The sequence below is a fragment of the Klebsiella sp. G-Nf4 genome (assembly GCF_002810615.1).
GTDB classification, from domain to species: Bacteria; Pseudomonadota; Gammaproteobacteria; order Enterobacterales; family Enterobacteriaceae; genus Klebsiella; species Klebsiella variicola.
On sequence record NZ_PION01000003.1, the window covers coordinates 21239 to 36221 of the forward strand.

A 14983-nucleotide genomic window follows, 5' to 3' on the forward strand; every position below is an offset into this window, starting at 1 on the left:
GCCCCCTTACGCCGCTTTCGGCTGTTTTTCATACAAAAAATGCAGGATCTGCTGACGCAGATGGTGATACCGGCTGTCGTCCGCCAGCTGAACGCGGTGACGCGGACGCGGCAGATCGACCGCGAGGATCTCACCGACCGTCGCCGCCGGACCGTTGGTCATCATCAGCACCCGATCCGAGAGCAGCACCGCTTCATCAACGTCGTGGGTGATCATGACGATGGTGGTATTAAGCTCCTGCTGAATATGCATCACCGTGTCCTGAAGGTGAGCGCGGGTCAGCGCGTCCAGGGCGCCGAAGGGCTCATCAAGCAACAGCACCTTCGGCTTCATCGCCAGCGCCCGGGCGATACCGACCCGCTGCTTCATGCCGCCGGAGATCTCCCCGGGACGTTTGTGCAGCGCATGCCCCATCTGCACGCGTGCCAGGTTGTGTTCGATCCACTCCCGGCGCTCACTCTTGCTCATGGTGCGACGGAACACCTGATCCACCGCCAGCGCCACATTATCGAAACAGCTCAGCCACGGCAGCAGCGAGTGGTTCTGGAAAACCACCGCCCGCTCCGGCCCGGGCCCGGCGATTTCCCGGTTATCACACAGCAGTCCGCCCTCGGTGGGCGTCGTGATCCCGGCGATCAGATTCAGCAGGGTCGATTTTCCGCAGCCCGAGTGGCCAATCAGACTGATGGTCTCCCCTTCGACGATATCGAAGGAGACATTCTGCAGCGCCAGGAACTCGCCGCTGGCGGTGTTAAAGCGCTGGCTGACGGCCTGCACCTGAATTAATGGTTTCATGTTGGCTCCTTATTTTTCCTGCCAGCTAAAGCGGCGGGCGAGCAGCATCAGACCCTGCTCCAGCAGCAGGCCGACGACGCCGATAATGACGATGGCGATGATGATGTTTTCCACATTGAGGTTGTTCCACTCGTTCCAGATCCAGAAGCCGATCCCCAGCCCGCCGGTGAGCATTTCCGCCGCCACGATCACCAGCCAGGCGATGCCGATGGAGAGACGCACGCCGGTGAGCACCGCCGGCAGCACCGCCGGAAAGAGAATTTTGCGCATCACCGTCCACTCCGAGAGCTGGAGGACTCGGGCGACATTGAGATAGTCCTGCGGGATCCGCCGCACGCCTTCCGCGGTGTTGATCACCATCGGCCAGATGGAGCAGATAAAAATGGTCCAGCTGGAGGCCGGCTCCGCCTTCTGGAACAGCAGCAGGCCAATCGGCAGCCAGGCCAGCGGGCTGACCGGGCGCAGCAGGGCAATCAGCGGATTAAACATGCGGGCGAAGAACAGCGAACGGCCGATCAAAAACCCCAGCGGAATGCCCGCCAGCGCCGCCAGGCCGAAGCCCACCGCTACGCGCTGCAGGGAGGCCAGCACGTTCCAGCCGATGCCCATGTCATTGGGCCCGTCCTGATAGAACGGATCGGCAAACAGCGTCAGCGCCGAGTCCAGCGTGCTCAGCGGCGTGGGAAAGCCTTTGCTGTGCATCGCCGCCAGCTGCCAGGCCAGCAGCAGCACCCCCAACCCCAACAGCGGGGGCAGCAAGCGCTGAGTGAGCTCACGCAACCAACGCGTGACGGTTGGCGTGGTACGCCGGACCTGCACCGGCGGCAGGATAATCACTTCGCCAGGCGCGTTCTCCACGCTGACGACCGGTTGCTTACGTTGTGCCTGCTTCATCTCATGCCCCCTTACGTTGAATGGCAAAATGGCGGGCGTAGCCTTCCGGGTCGGACCCGTTCCAGACCGTACCGTCCATCAGTGTGCTGCTGCGCATCGTGGCTGCCGGTGCGCTGATCCCGCCGACCGCCTGGGCGGCAGCCTGCCAGACGTCGATGCGGTTAATGCGTGACGCCACCGCGAGGTAATCCGGAGCCTGCTTCAGCAGTCCCCAGCGGCGGAACTGGGTGAGGAACCACATTCCGTCCGACAGCCAGGGGAAACTGACCTCGCCCCCGGCCCAGAAGCGCATCGGATGGGCATCCTGCCAGCGGCGGCCGAGGCCGTTGTCATACTCCCCAAGCATCCGGCCGGTGAGGTACTGCTCCTTGGTATTGAGCCAGCCGCGTCTGGCGAGCAGGCGGGCCGTCTCCTGAGTGTTCTCCGGCGAGGCGGCGATCCAGCGCTGCGCCTCCATCAGGGCCGCCACCAGCGCGCGGGCGGTGTTCGGGTTGCGTTCCACCCAGTCGCGACGGGTGCCCAGCACCTTTTCCGGATGCTCGGGCCAGATATCCTGGGAAGTGGCCGCGGTGAAGCCAATGCGGTCGTTAATGGCGCGGGCGTTCCACGGCTCGCCGACGCAAAAGCCGCTCATATTGCCGATGCGCATGTTCATCACCATCTGCGGCGGCGGCACCACGACGGTGCGCACATCGTTAAAGGGATCGATGCCGGCGCTCGCCAGCCAGTAGTAGAGCCACATGGCATGGGTGCCGGTGGGAAAGGTATGGGCGAAGGTGTAGCTGCCCGGCGCGCTGCGGTCGATCAGCCGTTTCAGCCCGCCGAGGTCGGTTACCCCTTTCTCCTGCAACTCGCCGGAGAGGGTAATCGCCTGGCCATTACGGTTGAGGGTCATCAAATTAGCCATCGCCTGCGGCTTGCTGGCGATCCCCAGTTCAAGACCGTACAGCAGGCCGTAGAGAATATGTGCCGCGTCCAGTTCGCCGGCCACCAGCTTGTCGCGCACCGCCGCCCAGCTGGCTTCCTTACTCGCCACCAGGGTGATGCCATACTTTTTGTCAAACCCCTTCGCCGCGGCGATGGCCAGCGGCGCGCAATCGGTCAGCGGAATAAATCCGACCCGCACGCGGGTTTGCTCCGGTTTGTCCGATCCGCCGGCCCATGCGGCCTGCATCACACCCGGCAGCAGCATCGCGCCGCCCAGCGCGGCCCCTGCCTGCAGCAAGCGCCGCCGGGAAATTGAAAACTTGTCGCTCATATCCGCTCCACCACGCGCAAAAAAAAAGCGCCCGACAGTGCATACGCACTGCAGGACGCCTTTATCCACGGACACCCGAACCGCCATTGGTTCGTTGTCCGGACTTTTATTCACTCAATAAGTAATGCAAACGGGATGCCAGCTTTGGCAATGGCGCGCTGGCGGGCTTTTTCCCAACGTTGGCCGGTTTTTCACGTAAAAGTGCACCGCCGGCAGGCAAAGAATGCCCATCGATTGTGCATCTACTCCTTTGGTGTTAGCGGCCAAATCGCCTTCACCATCAGCAGCGCGCGGGCTATCTCAACCATGCGCTGGTTTTTGTCCATGGCCATCTTGCGCAGCGTCTGCCAGGCCTGCTCCTCCTGCATTCCCTGGTGCGTCATCAGCAGGCTTTTCGCTTTTTCTATCAGCTTGCGTTCTTCGAGCGCGTCTTTCAGCGAGGCCAGCTGGCTGGAGAGCTGCTGTAGCTCATAGGCCTGCTGGCGCACCAGCGGCAGCAGCTGTTTATCCAGATGCGGCGTCAGGGTATCGACTTCCTCGCCGGGCAGCCAGCCAGGCGCGTCGTCCACTAACAGCGTGTCGGTGGCGTTCAGTAGATCGTCGATCAATTGCTCTTCCACTTCGCGCAGGTGTTCAAGCCGCTGGGTTTGCAGGCCAAACCAGCGCAGCGCCGTTTCCCCGCCGTCAGCGGCCGGCTGGCGGGTGCAGGCGATCCGCCGCAGCTGCTCAATGTCCAGGCCGGCCTGGCATTGGGTGATAAACAGCTGGACGGTCGCCGGGCTGCCCAGCGCCTGAAAGCTGTCGAAGCAGGGCTGCTGACCGTCAATACGGTCCACCAGCTGCTGGCGCAGGCTGTCGCTGAACTCGCCGCGGGTAAAGCCCAGAGCGCCCAGCGCGCGCTCCTGACCCACCAGCTCTTTACCCTGCATAAAGCTGTACAGCGCGACCATGCGGCCGGCCACCGGCGGATCGTCAATGCTGTCATTGAGCTGCGGGACGATGTTCAGCAGATGGCGGATGACACGGCTGAACTGCTCCGTCGCGGCTTCCGCGGCAATCTGCCGGCGGGCGATCTGCTCACGCAGCGCCGGAAGCTGCAGCAGATCGCCAACCGCCCTGGCAATACGCCAGCACAGCGCGCTGCCGGCGACCGTACGTGCTCGTTCGAGGCTGGCATAGAACAGCGCTAACCGCTCATCAACCAGCGCCCCGCCCGCCCGACACTCCGCCGCATACAGTTGGCCGCCCGAGCAAAGAAAAATATTCGACGCCCCGCGCTCACACTGCAGCATATGCACCAGCGCGCTGAGCTGGCTGGCCAGTTCCCCCAGTTGGCTAAGCTGCTGAAGCTGTTGTTTTTGCAGGCGACGCGCCAGCTGTAGCCAGGCTGTCACATCGTCCGCGTGACCAGTCGTATTATTCATACCCCTCCTCCGGGTTAACGCTTTATACTGCGGTAAAGCAATAACCGTGCCTTTAAGAAGGAGTTTGTATGCAACGTATTGTGATTATCGCCAACGGCGCCGCCTATGGCAGCGAATCCTTGTTCAACAGCCTGCGCCTGGCCATTGCCCTGCGCGAGAAACAGTCCGACCTCGATCTCAAGCTGTTTCTGATGTCTGATGCCGTCACCGCCGGGCTGCGCGGGCAGAAGCCGGCGGAAGGATACAATGTGCAGCAGATGCTGGAGATCCTCACCGCCCAGCAGGTGCCGGTGAAGCTGTGCAAAACCTGCGCGGACGGTCGCGGCGTCAGCGCGCTACCGCTGATTGACGGCGTAGAGGTTGGTACCCTGGTTGAGCTGGCCCAGTGGACGCTGGCGGCAGATAAAGTGCTGACCTTCTGAAGATAGGCTGTCGAACGGGATGAAATGTCACGTATTGGCGCTTGAAGAGGCAAAAAAAACGTTAGCTGAATGCTTTCAGGAACAACGTCATTTTTGTTTAATCTTTATCCCTTTTTTTGATCAAAATCAGCATCCCGACCCGCGGCGTTTGATGTGATGCACAGAGCAAAGTGTGAACAATATCACGCGAGGACTGGGTGGGCAGGATGCTGTAGCGGGACAGAGACGGGGTACAAAAATGGCGATGGTTAAAGCAAGTTTGACGTTGTTTGGTGGTGACACACTGGTAGTGCGGTGCTCAGAGCGCTGCCATATTCATCTCATGAGCGCGAAGGTTCCGGGCGACAGCCATGCGGATATTCTGAGCGTGCAGGATCGGGACAGCGCCTATCTGACGGTGCCCTACAGCGGCACATGGAACGTGCTTATCGACAGTCACAGCCAGTCACTGGAGCACTCCATCAGCTACGTTCCGGCCTGACCGTCACTTCCAGAACTTACGCCCGGCCATGCCGGGCGTTTTTCTTTTCCGCGCACTCAGGCCAGGCCTGGCGTCGGACTCTCGCCCAACAGCGCGCGTACGCTGGCCACGAGGTCATCAAGACTGGCATCGTGCATACCCAGCGTGCTCAACGCCTGCTCAAGTGAAAAAAGGTACTGGGCGTTGGTGCCGAGCGGGCCGCTGGCCCGGGCGATCAGCGGGGCGATAACCTGGGCACTGGTATCCGGTTCAAACAGCGGATGGCGCGGATCCATAATAAACACCAGGGCATTCACCGTCCGTCCGTCGTCCAGCTCCAGCTTGCACCAGGTGGGCAGATAGCAGCCGGTGATCATCTCCCGCTTCCACAGCAGGGTCAGCTCTTCTTCCAGCGTGTCGTCAGGCAGACGATAGGCAACGCCGGTGGTCCGGCCGCCCTCTTTGAGAGCCAGCATACGTCCCGGCTGGCAGGCGCTACCGCGCCCGGCGGTCAACCGCAGGCAAAACGCACGGTGCCAGCCCGGCAGCGTGCCGGTGCAGGACTCGCGATAATTGAGCGCCGGGTTCCAGATAAGCGAACCGTAGCCAAAGATCCATACTGAGCCATCATCCGGACGACAGGCCAGCGTCGCCGCCAGCGAGGCTGCACGTTGTTCTGCCGACCAGAGTAGCGATTCCTCAATAGCGCCAAACGCTGTCTTACAATCCGCATTCATTAAGAAATCACGAGTTAACACTGTTTACTACCTCCGCCACTGCCCGCTTCCCGGCGTTCATCTCATGCATCCGTCAATATTGCTGAAATATTATCCAGCTTTATCTTTCAATAAGCAATGCGCGGGGCGCTGGCAAGCATAAAAGCGGCGTCAGCAATTATTTTTTCTTATGCCACTTATCGTCATCGCCTTTCTCGTAGCTGTTCTTCACCGCCGCCCAGGCGACTTTGTGCGCCGTCTCTTCGCGGCTGGCGTCATCGCGCCGCTCATCTTTATCTTTATATTGATCCCAGGCGCTGTTAAACGCTTCTTTATAAATTTCCTGCGCATGAGCAGGCAGAACATGCTGAACGCTGTCGGGGAGTTCTTGTTTATTGCGATAGGGCATACTGACCTCCTGTTTGAGCATTAAATTTAAGTCTGGTACGCAAGCGGCTGGCTATCAACGTCAAAATGAGTAGAAAAATTATTTTAGTAATTATCTGAATAGTAAGAACTAAATAGTGGTAAACATAAATTATAATAAACTAATCAAGATATCACTCGATACCCGTAAATTTAAGTAAAAAACCAGCGGCAATTTATCAAAATCTGTTACTTTATCGCCCTACGTTTTTATAATTATAACACCTGCATAAATGGAGATGGTTCATGACCCATGCACATGAGGCGGTAAAAACCCGCCATAAGGAGTCTTCCCTCGTCTTTCCGGTGCTGGCGCTGGCGGTGCTGTTTTTCTGGGGAAACAGCCAGTCACTGCCAGTGGTTATCGCGATTAATATCCTCGCGCTGGTCGGTATTTTAAGCAGCGCTTTCAGCGTGGTCCGCCACGCCGACGTCCTCGCCCACCGCCTGGGCGAACCCTATGGCTCCCTGATTTTAAGCCTGTCGGTGGTTATCCTTGAGGTCAGTCTGATCTCCGCCTTAATGGCCACCGGCGACGCCGCGCCGACCCTGATGCGCGATACGCTCTACTCCATTATCATGATCGTCACTGGCGGTCTGGTCGGTTTCTCCCTGCTGCTGGGTGGGCGTAAATTCGCCACCCAATATATGAATCTGTTCGGCATTAAGCAGTATCTTATCGCCCTGTTTCCGCTGGCGATTATCGTGCTGGTCTTTCCAATGGCGCTGCCGGGCGCAAACTTCAGTATCGGGCAATCACTGCTGGTAGCGGTGATCTCGGCGGCCATGTACGGCGTTTTCCTGCTGATTCAAACCAAAACCCATCAGAGTCTGTTTGTTTATGAGCATGAAGACGACGGCGACGATGACGACCCGCATCATGGTAAACCGTCCGCCCACAGCAGCGGGTGGCATACTATCTGGCTGCTGGTGCACCTGGTGGCGGTGATCGCAGTCACTAAAATGAACGCCAATCCGCTGGAAACGCTGTTGACCAGTATGAATGCCCCGGTGGCCTTTACCGGCTTCCTGGTGGCCCTGCTGATCCTGTCGCCGGAAGGCCTTGGTGCCCTCAAAGCGGTGCTCAACAATCAGGTACAGCGAGCGATGAACCTGTTCTTCGGCTCCGTGCTGGCTACCATCTCGCTGACGGTGCCGGTGGTCACCCTCATTGCCTTCCTGACCGGCAATGAGCTGCGCTTCGGCCTCGGCGCCCCGGAGATGGTGGTGATGGTCGCCTCGCTGGTGCTGTGCCATATCTCCTTCTCCACCGGGCGCACCAATGTACTGAACGGCGCGGCCCACCTGGCCCTGTTCGCCGCCTATCTGATGACCATTTTCGCCTGACCCGCTTTCCCGCCCGGCGGAGTCCGGGCGAAAAAAAACCTGCCGGTTTTGACGCCGGCAGGTTTTTTCATTGACGCAGTCAGGCTTACTTGCTGGTATCCAGCTCGTCGAAGCTTTTCACCAGATCGTCAATCGCTTTCATCTGCTTGAGGAACGGCTCCAGTTTATCCAGCGGCAGCGCGGACGGGCCGTCGCATTTCGCGTGCTCCGGATCCGGATGCGCTTCGATAAACAGACCGGCGATACCTACCGCCATACCGGCGCGAGCCAGTTCGCTCACCTGCGCACGGCGGCCACCGGAAGCAGCGCCAAACGGGTCGCGACACTGCAGCGCGTGGGTGACGTCAAAAATGACCGGCGAGTTGTTGGAGGCTTTCTTCATCACGCCGAAGCCGAGCATATCCACGACCAGGTTGTCGTAACCGAAGTTAGCGCCGCGGTCACACAGAATCACTTTGTCGTTACCGCCTTCGATAAACTTATCGACGATGTTGCCCATCTGGCCCGGGCTGACGAACTGCGGCTTCTTGACGTTGATCACCGCCCCGGTCTTGGCCATCGCTTCCACCAGATCAGTCTGGCGCGCGAGGAAGGCCGGGAGCTGGATCACGTCCACCACGTCAGCCACCGGCTGCGCCTGGCTGGCTTCATGAACGTCGGTGATGATTTTCACGCCAAAGGTCTGCTTCAGCTCCTGGAAAATCTTCATCCCTTCTTCCAGACCCGGACCACGATAGGAGTGGATGGAGGAACGGTTGGCTTTATCAAAGGAGGCTTTGAAAACGTAGGGGATGCCAAGCTTCTGCGTAACGGTCACGTAATGTTCACAGATGCGCATCGCCAGATCGCGAGACTCCAGCACGTTCATCCCGCCGAACAGCACGAACGGCAGGTCGTTTGCTACGTTGATATCACCAATGCTAACCACTTTTTGTTTCATAAGTTCGCCTTATCAGGGTGTAACCGGAATGGTTCCAGACTAATGCAATGTAATTTGTTTGTGCGAAATCGTGTTGATCTGTGCGCGGATCATCTCGCTGATCGGATCTTCCGGACACTGCTCAACGAAATAGCTTAGATCCAGCAGCGCCACGTGATCGCAGTCCAGCTGGGCGTATATCAGCCCACGATCGCGGATCTCGTACGGATCTTCCGGGTTAAACTGCAGCAGCGCCTCACTGGCGCGCAGGGCCAGCTCCATCTGCCGCTCTTCCATCAGCGCCGACTTCAGGGTATCCAGCAGTTTGCGGATCACTTCGGCGTTGTCGGCTTCGTCGAGATCTTCATTAAACAGTTCCGCCACCGGCCCGATGTTGCCCTTCAGCCATACCTCCAGGGTATGTTCGTCAAGGGTATCTCCGTTAAACGGATTAATCAGCCACATCTCTTCGCTGGTTTCCGGGTCCGCACGCAGCAGCATCTGGGTCGGGAAGATCACCGGCACCACGGGTAACCCCAGGCGCTGAGCGATCCACAGCAGGATGGCACCTAACGATACCGCGCTGCCCTGGCGGTTGATCAGCACTTTATCCAGCCACAATGCGTCGGAAAGACGATAAATGCCCTGCGAAGCGCCAAAGCCCCACTCTTTGTAAAACAGCGCCAGCAAGCGTTCTATCTGGCGTTCCTGGTCCCACGAAGTCGCAATCTCTTCCTGCGCCAGGCGCAGCAGCCGCTGCAGCTCTTCCTCGACAAAATGCGTCGGAAAATCGTCGCGGACCTGCTCAGAAATGAGGACCATGCCATCACATAATGGCGCTTTGTTAAATTCGAAATCCGCTAATGACCCCATGCCCTACCCCAGTATCGGTATTCTTGTGATGGCGAGTTGAATGATAATAAACAACACCACCAGCGCCAGCAGAAACGCGATAAAGCGGCTCTGCTGACTGCGCGGACGACGTCGGCCCAGCGCGATAAAACCTAATGCGATGTAAATGATAACGCCAAACAGCTTTTCAGTCAGCCATGCGCCGTCTTCGGTGAACGGCAGGTAGTGCGTTATCGCCATTAAACCCGCACCGCTGAGAAACAGCAGCGTATCGCTGCAGTGCGGCGCAATTCGCACCCACCGCTGGTTCAGCAGCGGGCTCTGGTGATACATCCACCAGTAACGTAAAACGAACAATCCTACCGACACCACCACGCTGGCGATGTGCAGGTAGAGGACAGCCGTGAATAAGTTCATCAGCCAACGTTCTCCATGTCGGGTAAGTGTCCGAGAGTCAGACGTTCATTGTCGCCATAGTCGCGACAAGTTGAGACGTCGAGATAGCCCGCTTCGCGGAACAGGGCGCGAACTGCCTCGCCCTGGGTCCAGCCATGCTCCAGCAGCATCCAGCCGCCGGGCTGCAGATACTGCCGCCCCTCGCGGATAATCTGCGCCAGATCGGCCAGCCCCTGGTCGGCAGCGACCAGCGCCGTCAACGGCTCAAAGCGCACATCACCCTCGGCGAGATGCGGGTCGGCGGCGTCGATATAGGGTGGATTACTGACGATCATGGCGAAACGCTGCCCGGCCAGCGCGCTAAACCAGTCGCTTTGCCGTATCGTCACGTTAGCGATGCCCAGATGGGCGGCATTGCGCAATGCCAGCGCCACGGCGTCCGGCATCACATCCACCGCGGTGACCTCACAGTCCGGACGCTCGCTGGCCAGCGCCAGGGCAATGGCGCCGGTCCCGGTGCCAAGATCGAGAATACGGCACGGCGCGGCAGGCAGTCGCGCCAGCGCTTGCTCCACCAGACACTCGGTATCCGGACGGGGGATCAGCGTCGCCGGGGAGACAAACAGCGGCAGCGACCAGAACTCACGCTGCCCAACCAGATGGGCGATGGGTTCCCCGCGCTGGCGACGCTGCAGGAGCGCCTCCAGCGTCGTCGCTTCGTCAGCAGACAGCATCGTTTCGCCGAAGGCCAAAATCCAGGTGCGCGCCCGGCCGGTAACATGTCCCAGCAGGATCTCGGCATCGCGTCGCGGGCTGTCGCTTTCACGTAGCCGGGCAATCGCCTGCTGCAGCCAGGCCTGAAAGGTCATCATTCCTGCTCGGACAGCGCCGCCAGCTGATCGGCCTGATATTCCTGAACAATCGGCTCAATCAGCATATCGAGTTTGCCTTCCATGGTTTCATCCAGACGGTAAAGCGTCAGGTTGATGCGGTGGTCGGTCACGCGCCCCTGTGGGAAGTTGTAAGTACGGTTGCGGTCGCTACGATCGCCGCTGCCCAGCAGGTTACGGCGCGTGGAGGCTTCCGCCTGCTGACGCTTGGCCACTTCGGCGGCGCGGATACGCGCCCCCAGTACAGACAACGCCTTGGCTTTGTTTTTATGCTGGGAACGTTCGTCCTGACACTCCACCACGATGCCGGTCGGCAGGTGAGTAATACGGATAGCCGAGTCGGTGGTGTTGACGTGCTGACCGCCCGCGCCGGAGGAGCGGAAGGTATCGATGCGCAGATCCGCCGGGTTAATGTCCGGCATTTCGGCTTCCGGCAGCTCCGGCATCACCGCCACGGTGCAGGCGGAGGTGTGGATACGCCCCTGCGATTCGGTGGCCGGCACACGCTGCACGCGATGGCCGCCAGATTCAAATTTCAGCCGACCATAAACGCCGTCGCCGCTGAATTTGGCGATCACCTCTTTGAAACCACCGTGTTCACCTTCGTTGGCGCTGAGGATTTCCACCTGCCAGCGGCGCGATTCGGCGTAGCGGCTGTACATGCGGAACAGATCGCCGGCAAACAGCGCCGCTTCGTCACCGCCGGTTCCGGCGCGCACTTCCACGAAAGCGTTACGCTCGTCATCGGGATCTTTCGGCAGCAGCAGCACCTGCAGCTGTTGCTCCAGCTGGTCGCCTTTATCTTTGGCGTCACGCAGCTCTTCCTGCGCCATTTCGCGCATTTCCGGATCGTCGAGCATCATCTGCGCAGTTTCGATATCCTCCTGCACCTGACGCCAGTCGGTATAACAGCGCGCCACATCGCTCAGTTGAGCGTATTCCCGCGACAACGCGCGGAATTTATCCTGATCGGCAATCGTCGCGGCATCGCCGAGCAGCGCCTGCACTTCTTCATGGCGCTCGTACAACGCTTCCAGTTTGGCAACAATAGAAGACTTCATAGGCGTGAATTCACCCTGTCCTGAAAATAAGAGAAAGGTGCGCTATTCCAGCCCGAGGCTGTTGCGCAGAATATGCAGGCGTTCGTCGTCCCCGTCACGGGCGGCCTGCTGAAGAGATTTGGTTGGCGCGTGGATCAGGCGGTTGGTCAGCTTACGCGCCAGATCCTGCATAATTTCCTGGGCATCACCGCCCTGCTCCAGCGCGGCCAGCGCCTTCGCCGTCAGTTCCTCACGGACCTGCTCAGACTGAGAACGGTATTCGCGAATGGTCTCGCTGGCGCTCTGCGCGCGCAGCCAGGCCATAAATTCGCTGGTTTCCTGCTCGACGATCGATTCCGCCTGCACCGCCGCGGCCTTACGCTGCGCCAGGTTGTGCTGAATGATGTTTTGCAGATCGTCGACGCTGTAGAGGTAGGCGTTGGCCAGCTTGCCGACCTCTGGTTCGACATCGCGCGGGACGGCGATATCCACCAGCAGCATCGGCTGGTTACGCCGCGCCTTAAGCGCGCGCTCCACCATACCTTTGCCGATGATCGGCAGCGGGCTGGCGGTGGAGCTGATAATAATGTCGGCCTCTTTCAGCCGTTCGTCGATATCGCTGAGGGCAATCACCTCGGCGCCCACTTCGTCCGCCAGCGCCTGGGCGCGTTCGCGGGTGCGGTTGGCAATCACCATTTTGCGCACGTGATGTTCGCGAAGATGGCGCGCCACCAGTTCGATGGTTTCACCGGCGCCGACCAGTAACACGGTGACGCTGGAGAGCGATTCAAAGATTTGCCGCGCCAGGGTACAGGCGGCGAACGCGACGGAAACGGCGCTGGCGCCGATATCGGTTTCGGTACGCACACGCTTTGCCACCGAGAACGATTTCTGGAACATCCGCTCCAGTTCGCTGACGTTAAGATGACCGCGGCTGGAATCAGCAAACGCTTTTTTCACCTGGCCGAGGATCTGCGGCTCGCCCAGCACCAGCGAATCGAGGCCGCTGGCGACGCGCATCAGATGGCTGACGGCGTCGTTATCCTGGTGCCAGTAGAGGCTCTTACGCAGGTCTTCTTCGTTGAGGCCGTGATAGTTGCACAGCCAGCGGATCAGCGCTTCCTGCAGATTGTCCTGCTCTTCGACGCTGAGATAGAGTTCCGTGCGGTTGCAGGTCGACAGCACTACCCCACCCTGCACCATCGGCTGAGCCAGCAAGCTCTCCAGCGCCTGATCGAGCGTTTCCGGCGAAAACGTCACACGTTCTCGCAGGTCGACCGGCGCTGTTTTGTGATTGATGCCAAGAGCTAAAAGGGTCATTGTGAGGGAGTAGTACCAGCGTTGCTAAGGTTAGTCTGAGTGCATCATACAGGATGCGCGTAATCAATAAAAGAGAGGCTCCCCTTTTGGAGTAATAGCCAAAGCAAGACCGCCATTAACGTTAATTTTTTGATTTCAGACAACTTGAACGTAGACGCTATCGCCCGGCGACGCTAGCATTAAGGGTTATAAATGTAACCTGCTACACAAATCGGCCCGCTGTTCCCCTGCCGCCGTTTTTCCCTGTAGACATCAAGGATTTGTCATCATTATGAATCGACTGTTCCGCTTGCTGCCGCTGGCCAGCCTCGTCCTCACCGCCTGTTCTCTTCATACGCCGCAAGGGCCTGGCAAAAGCCCGGATTCGCCGCAGTGGCGTCAGCACCAGCAGGCTGTTCGCAGCCTCAACCAGTTCCAGACTCGCGGGGCGTTTGCCTATCTTTCCGATGAGCAAAAAGTCTATGCTCGCTTCTTCTGGCAACAGACCGGCCAGGACCGCTATCGCCTGCTGCTGACCAACCCGCTGGGCAGCACCGAGCTGTCGCTGACCGCGCAGCCAGGCAGCGTGCAGCTGATCGATAACAAAGGCCAGACCTACACCGCCACCGATGCCGAAGAGATGATCGGCCGCCTGACCGGGATGCCGATCCCGCTGAACAGCCTGCGCCAGTGGATCATCGGCCTGCCGGGCGACGCCACCGACTATTCGCTGGACGATCAGTACCGTCTGCGTGAACTTAACTACACGCAAAATGGCAAAACCTGGCACGTCACCTACGGCGGCTACACCAGCGATACCCAGCCAGCCCTGCCGTCTAATGTCGAGCTGAACAATGGCGCTCAGCGCATCAAGCTGAAGATGGATAACTGGATCGTGAAATGATGAGCCGCTGGCCCTCTCCTGCAAAACTGAATCTGTTTTTATATATCACCGGCCAGCGAGCCGATGGTTACCATACCCTGCAGACGCTGTTTCAGTTTCTCGACTATGGCGACACCTTGACCATCGAACCGCGAACTGACGGTCAACTGCGCCTGCTGACGCCGGTGGCCGGCGTGCCGGACGAGGAGAACCTGATCGTTCGCGCCGCGCGTCTGCTGATGCGTGCCGCCAGCGAAAGCGACCGCCTGCCGGCGGGGAGCGGCGCCGATATCAGTGTCGACAAGCGCCTGCCGATGGGCGGCGGTCTGGGCGGCGGCTCATCCAATGCCGCCACCGTGCTGGTGGCGCTCAACCATCTGTGGGGCTGCGGTCTCTCGGAAGAGGAGCTGGCGACCCTGGGCCTTCAGCTGGGGGCCGATGTGCCGGTCTTCGTGCGCGGTCATGCCGCCTTTGCCGAGGGGGTCGGTGAAATTCTGACGCCGGTGGATCCCGAGGAAAAATGGTACCTGGTAGCCCACCCGGGGGTCAGTATTCCGACGCCCGTCATTTTTCGCGACCCGGAGCTACCACGAAATACCCCGCGCCGGTCAATTAATACGTTATTAAATTGTGAATTCAGCAACGATTGCGAGCTTATCGCAAGAAAACGTTTTCGCGAGGTTGATGCAGCGCTTTCCTGGCTGTTAGAATATGCGCCGTCACGCCTGACCGGCACAGGGGCCTGTGTGTTTGCTGAATTTAACACCGAATCCGCTGCCCGTCAGGTGCTGGACACTGCCCCGGCATGGCTAAATGGCTTTGTAGCGCGCGGAGTTAACCTCTCGCCGCTCAAGCAGGCCCTGCTCTGAATCCTGCGCCGTGATGGCGCAACGATAACGAGTCAACCGGGGAAATTGAGTTACGGTGACAACGTCACCCTGTTCCAGACGTTGCATCGTGCT

17 protein-coding genes are annotated in these 14983 nt (G+C 59.4%); 5 read left to right on the forward strand and 12 right to left on the reverse strand.

The features are described from left to right. Window positions 1-6: 6 nt before the first annotated feature. The 4 genes from CWM57_RS08300 to nasR form a co-directional block, all read right to left on the reverse strand. A complete protein-coding gene (locus tag CWM57_RS08300; protein WP_004145418.1) occupies window positions 7-795 on the reverse strand; it encodes an ABC transporter ATP-binding protein in 789 nt (262 codons plus the stop codon). Between the two features lie 9 nt (window positions 796-804). Further along, complete coding sequence (gene ntrB, locus CWM57_RS08305) at window positions 805-1689, reverse strand: nitrate ABC transporter permease (protein WP_023290141.1); 885 nt, start codon at window positions 1687-1689, stop codon at window positions 805-807. A gap of 1 nt (window position 1690) precedes the next feature. Beyond that, the gene (locus CWM57_RS08310; RefSeq protein ID WP_032733486.1) at window positions 1691-2947 is read right to left on the reverse strand and encodes a CmpA/NrtA family ABC transporter substrate-binding protein; all 1257 of its coding nucleotides are present in this window, start codon (window positions 2945-2947) and stop codon (window positions 1691-1693) included. A gap of 242 nt (window positions 2948-3189) precedes the next feature. Next, window positions 3190-4371 carry a nitrate regulatory protein NasR gene (gene nasR / locus CWM57_RS08315; RefSeq protein ID WP_100675422.1) on the reverse strand — a complete coding sequence of 394 codons (1182 nt, stop codon included), beginning with the start codon at window positions 4369-4371 and terminating at the stop codon, window positions 3190-3192. Between the two features lie 68 nt (window positions 4372-4439). Here nasR and CWM57_RS08320 point away from each other — a divergent pair, with 68 nt between their 5' ends. Beyond that, the gene (locus CWM57_RS08320) at window positions 4440-4793 is read left to right on the forward strand and encodes a DsrE/DsrF/TusD sulfur relay family protein (RefSeq protein WP_074385522.1); all 354 of its coding nucleotides are present in this window, start codon (window positions 4440-4442) and stop codon (window positions 4791-4793) included. Window positions 4794-5031: 238 nt separating this feature from the next. Continuing rightward, on the forward strand, window positions 5032-5274 hold the full coding sequence (locus CWM57_RS08325; RefSeq protein ID WP_002910387.1) for a DUF1883 domain-containing protein: 243 nt from the start codon (window positions 5032-5034) through the stop codon (window positions 5272-5274). Window positions 5275-5330: 56 nt separating this feature from the next. On the opposite strand, the gene CWM57_RS08330 is transcribed toward CWM57_RS08325, so the two are convergent. Together CWM57_RS08330 and chaB are read right to left on the reverse strand one after the other, a co-directional pair. Continuing rightward, window positions 5331-6011 (reverse strand): gamma-glutamylcyclotransferase, encoded by a 681-nt coding sequence (locus CWM57_RS08330; protein ID WP_074385521.1) that lies wholly within the window; start codon window positions 6009-6011, stop codon window positions 5331-5333. A 136-nt stretch (window positions 6012-6147) separates the two neighbouring features. Beyond that, window positions 6148-6378 (reverse strand): putative cation transport regulator ChaB, encoded by a 231-nt coding sequence (gene chaB, locus CWM57_RS08335; protein WP_008804392.1) that lies wholly within the window; start codon window positions 6376-6378, stop codon window positions 6148-6150. 263 nt (window positions 6379-6641) lie between these two features. On the opposite strand from chaB, the gene chaA reads away from it, so the two are divergent. Next, window positions 6642-7742: a sodium-potassium/proton antiporter ChaA gene (gene chaA / locus CWM57_RS08340; RefSeq protein WP_074385520.1), complete on the forward strand. Its 1101-nt coding sequence runs from the start codon at window positions 6642-6644 to the stop codon at window positions 7740-7742. Window positions 7743-7827: 85 nt separating this feature from the next. Here chaA and kdsA read toward each other — a convergent pair whose 3' ends face one another. From kdsA to hemA, 6 genes are read right to left on the reverse strand one after another with little or no spacing between them, the layout of a single operon-like run. After that, entirely contained in the window at window positions 7828-8682 is an 855-nt protein-coding gene (gene kdsA / locus CWM57_RS08345) for a 3-deoxy-8-phosphooctulonate synthase (protein WP_061154187.1), read from the reverse strand. Window positions 8683-8721: 39 nt separating this feature from the next. Then, on the reverse strand, window positions 8722-9534 hold the full coding sequence (gene sirB1, locus CWM57_RS08350) for an invasion regulator SirB1 (RefSeq protein ID WP_074385519.1): 813 nt from the start codon (window positions 9532-9534) through the stop codon (window positions 8722-8724). A 3-nt stretch (window positions 9535-9537) separates the two neighbouring features. Next, window positions 9538-9930, reverse strand: coding sequence for an invasion regulator SirB2 (gene sirB2 / locus CWM57_RS08355; protein ID WP_008804389.1), 393 nt, complete (start codon window positions 9928-9930; stop codon window positions 9538-9540). Continuing rightward, window positions 9930-10778: a peptide chain release factor N(5)-glutamine methyltransferase gene (gene prmC, locus CWM57_RS08360; RefSeq protein WP_100675421.1), complete on the reverse strand. Its 849-nt coding sequence runs from the start codon at window positions 10776-10778 to the stop codon at window positions 9930-9932. The genes sirB2 and prmC overlap by 1 nt, the downstream gene beginning before the upstream one ends. Further along, complete coding sequence (gene prfA / locus CWM57_RS08365; RefSeq protein WP_061154184.1) at window positions 10778-11860, reverse strand: peptide chain release factor 1; 1083 nt, start codon at window positions 11858-11860, stop codon at window positions 10778-10780. The genes prmC and prfA overlap by 1 nt, the downstream gene beginning before the upstream one ends. A gap of 42 nt (window positions 11861-11902) precedes the next feature. Then, window positions 11903-13159 carry a glutamyl-tRNA reductase gene (hemA, locus tag CWM57_RS08370; RefSeq protein ID WP_012541339.1) on the reverse strand — a complete coding sequence of 419 codons (1257 nt, stop codon included), beginning with the start codon at window positions 13157-13159 and terminating at the stop codon, window positions 11903-11905. A gap of 271 nt (window positions 13160-13430) precedes the next feature. On the opposite strand from hemA, the gene lolB reads away from it, so the two are divergent. Together lolB and ispE are read left to right on the forward strand one after the other, a co-directional pair. Continuing rightward, window positions 13431-14042, forward strand: a complete 612-nt coding sequence (lolB, locus tag CWM57_RS08375; RefSeq protein ID WP_008804385.1) for a lipoprotein insertase outer membrane protein LolB — start codon at window positions 13431-13433, stop codon at window positions 14040-14042. Continuing rightward, window positions 14042-14890 (forward strand): 4-(cytidine 5'-diphospho)-2-C-methyl-D-erythritol kinase, encoded by an 849-nt coding sequence (ispE, locus tag CWM57_RS08380; protein WP_162678277.1) that lies wholly within the window; start codon window positions 14042-14044, stop codon window positions 14888-14890. The genes lolB and ispE overlap by 1 nt, the downstream gene beginning before the upstream one ends. Window positions 14891-14983: the final 93 nt, after the last annotated feature.

Bases quoted from the DNA above. Each gene is read 5' to 3' on its own strand.
- CWM57_RS08300 (WP_004145418.1), bottom strand. From the start codon at position 795: ATGAAACCATTAATTCAGGTGCAGGCCGTCAGCCAGCGCTTTAACACC.
- ntrB (WP_023290141.1), bottom strand. From the start codon at position 1,689: ATGAAGCAGGCACAACGTAAGCAACCGGTCGTCAGCGTGGAGAACGCG.
- CWM57_RS08310 (WP_032733486.1), bottom strand. From the start codon at position 2,947: ATGAGCGACAAGTTTTCAATTTCCCGGCGGCGCTTGCTGCAGGCAGGG.
- nasR (WP_100675422.1), bottom strand. From the start codon at position 4,371: ATGAATAATACGACTGGTCACGCGGACGATGTGACAGCCTGGCTACAG.
- CWM57_RS08320 (WP_074385522.1), top strand. From the start codon at position 4,440: ATGCAACGTATTGTGATTATCGCCAACGGCGCCGCCTATGGCAGCGAA.
- CWM57_RS08325 (WP_002910387.1), top strand. From the start codon at position 5,032: ATGGCGATGGTTAAAGCAAGTTTGACGTTGTTTGGTGGTGACACACTG.
- chaB (WP_008804392.1), bottom strand. From the start codon at position 6,378: ATGCCCTATCGCAATAAACAAGAACTCCCCGACAGCGTTCAGCATGTT.
- chaA (WP_074385520.1), top strand. From the start codon at position 6,642: ATGACCCATGCACATGAGGCGGTAAAAACCCGCCATAAGGAGTCTTCC.
- kdsA (WP_061154187.1), bottom strand. From the start codon at position 8,682: ATGAAACAAAAAGTGGTTAGCATTGGTGATATCAACGTAGCAAACGAC.
- sirB1 (WP_074385519.1), bottom strand. From the start codon at position 9,534: ATGGGGTCATTAGCGGATTTCGAATTTAACAAAGCGCCATTATGTGAT.
- sirB2 (WP_008804389.1), bottom strand. From the start codon at position 9,930: ATGAACTTATTCACGGCTGTCCTCTACCTGCACATCGCCAGCGTGGTG.
- prmC (WP_100675421.1), bottom strand. From the start codon at position 10,778: ATGACCTTTCAGGCCTGGCTGCAGCAGGCGATTGCCCGGCTACGTGAA.
- prfA (WP_061154184.1), bottom strand. From the start codon at position 11,860: ATGAAGTCTTCTATTGTTGCCAAACTGGAAGCGTTGTACGAGCGCCAT.
- hemA (WP_012541339.1), bottom strand. From the start codon at position 13,159: ATGACCCTTTTAGCTCTTGGCATCAATCACAAAACAGCGCCGGTCGAC.
- lolB (WP_008804385.1), top strand. From the start codon at position 13,431: ATGAATCGACTGTTCCGCTTGCTGCCGCTGGCCAGCCTCGTCCTCACC.
- ispE (WP_162678277.1), top strand. From the start codon at position 14,042: ATGAGCCGCTGGCCCTCTCCTGCAAAACTGAATCTGTTTTTATATATC.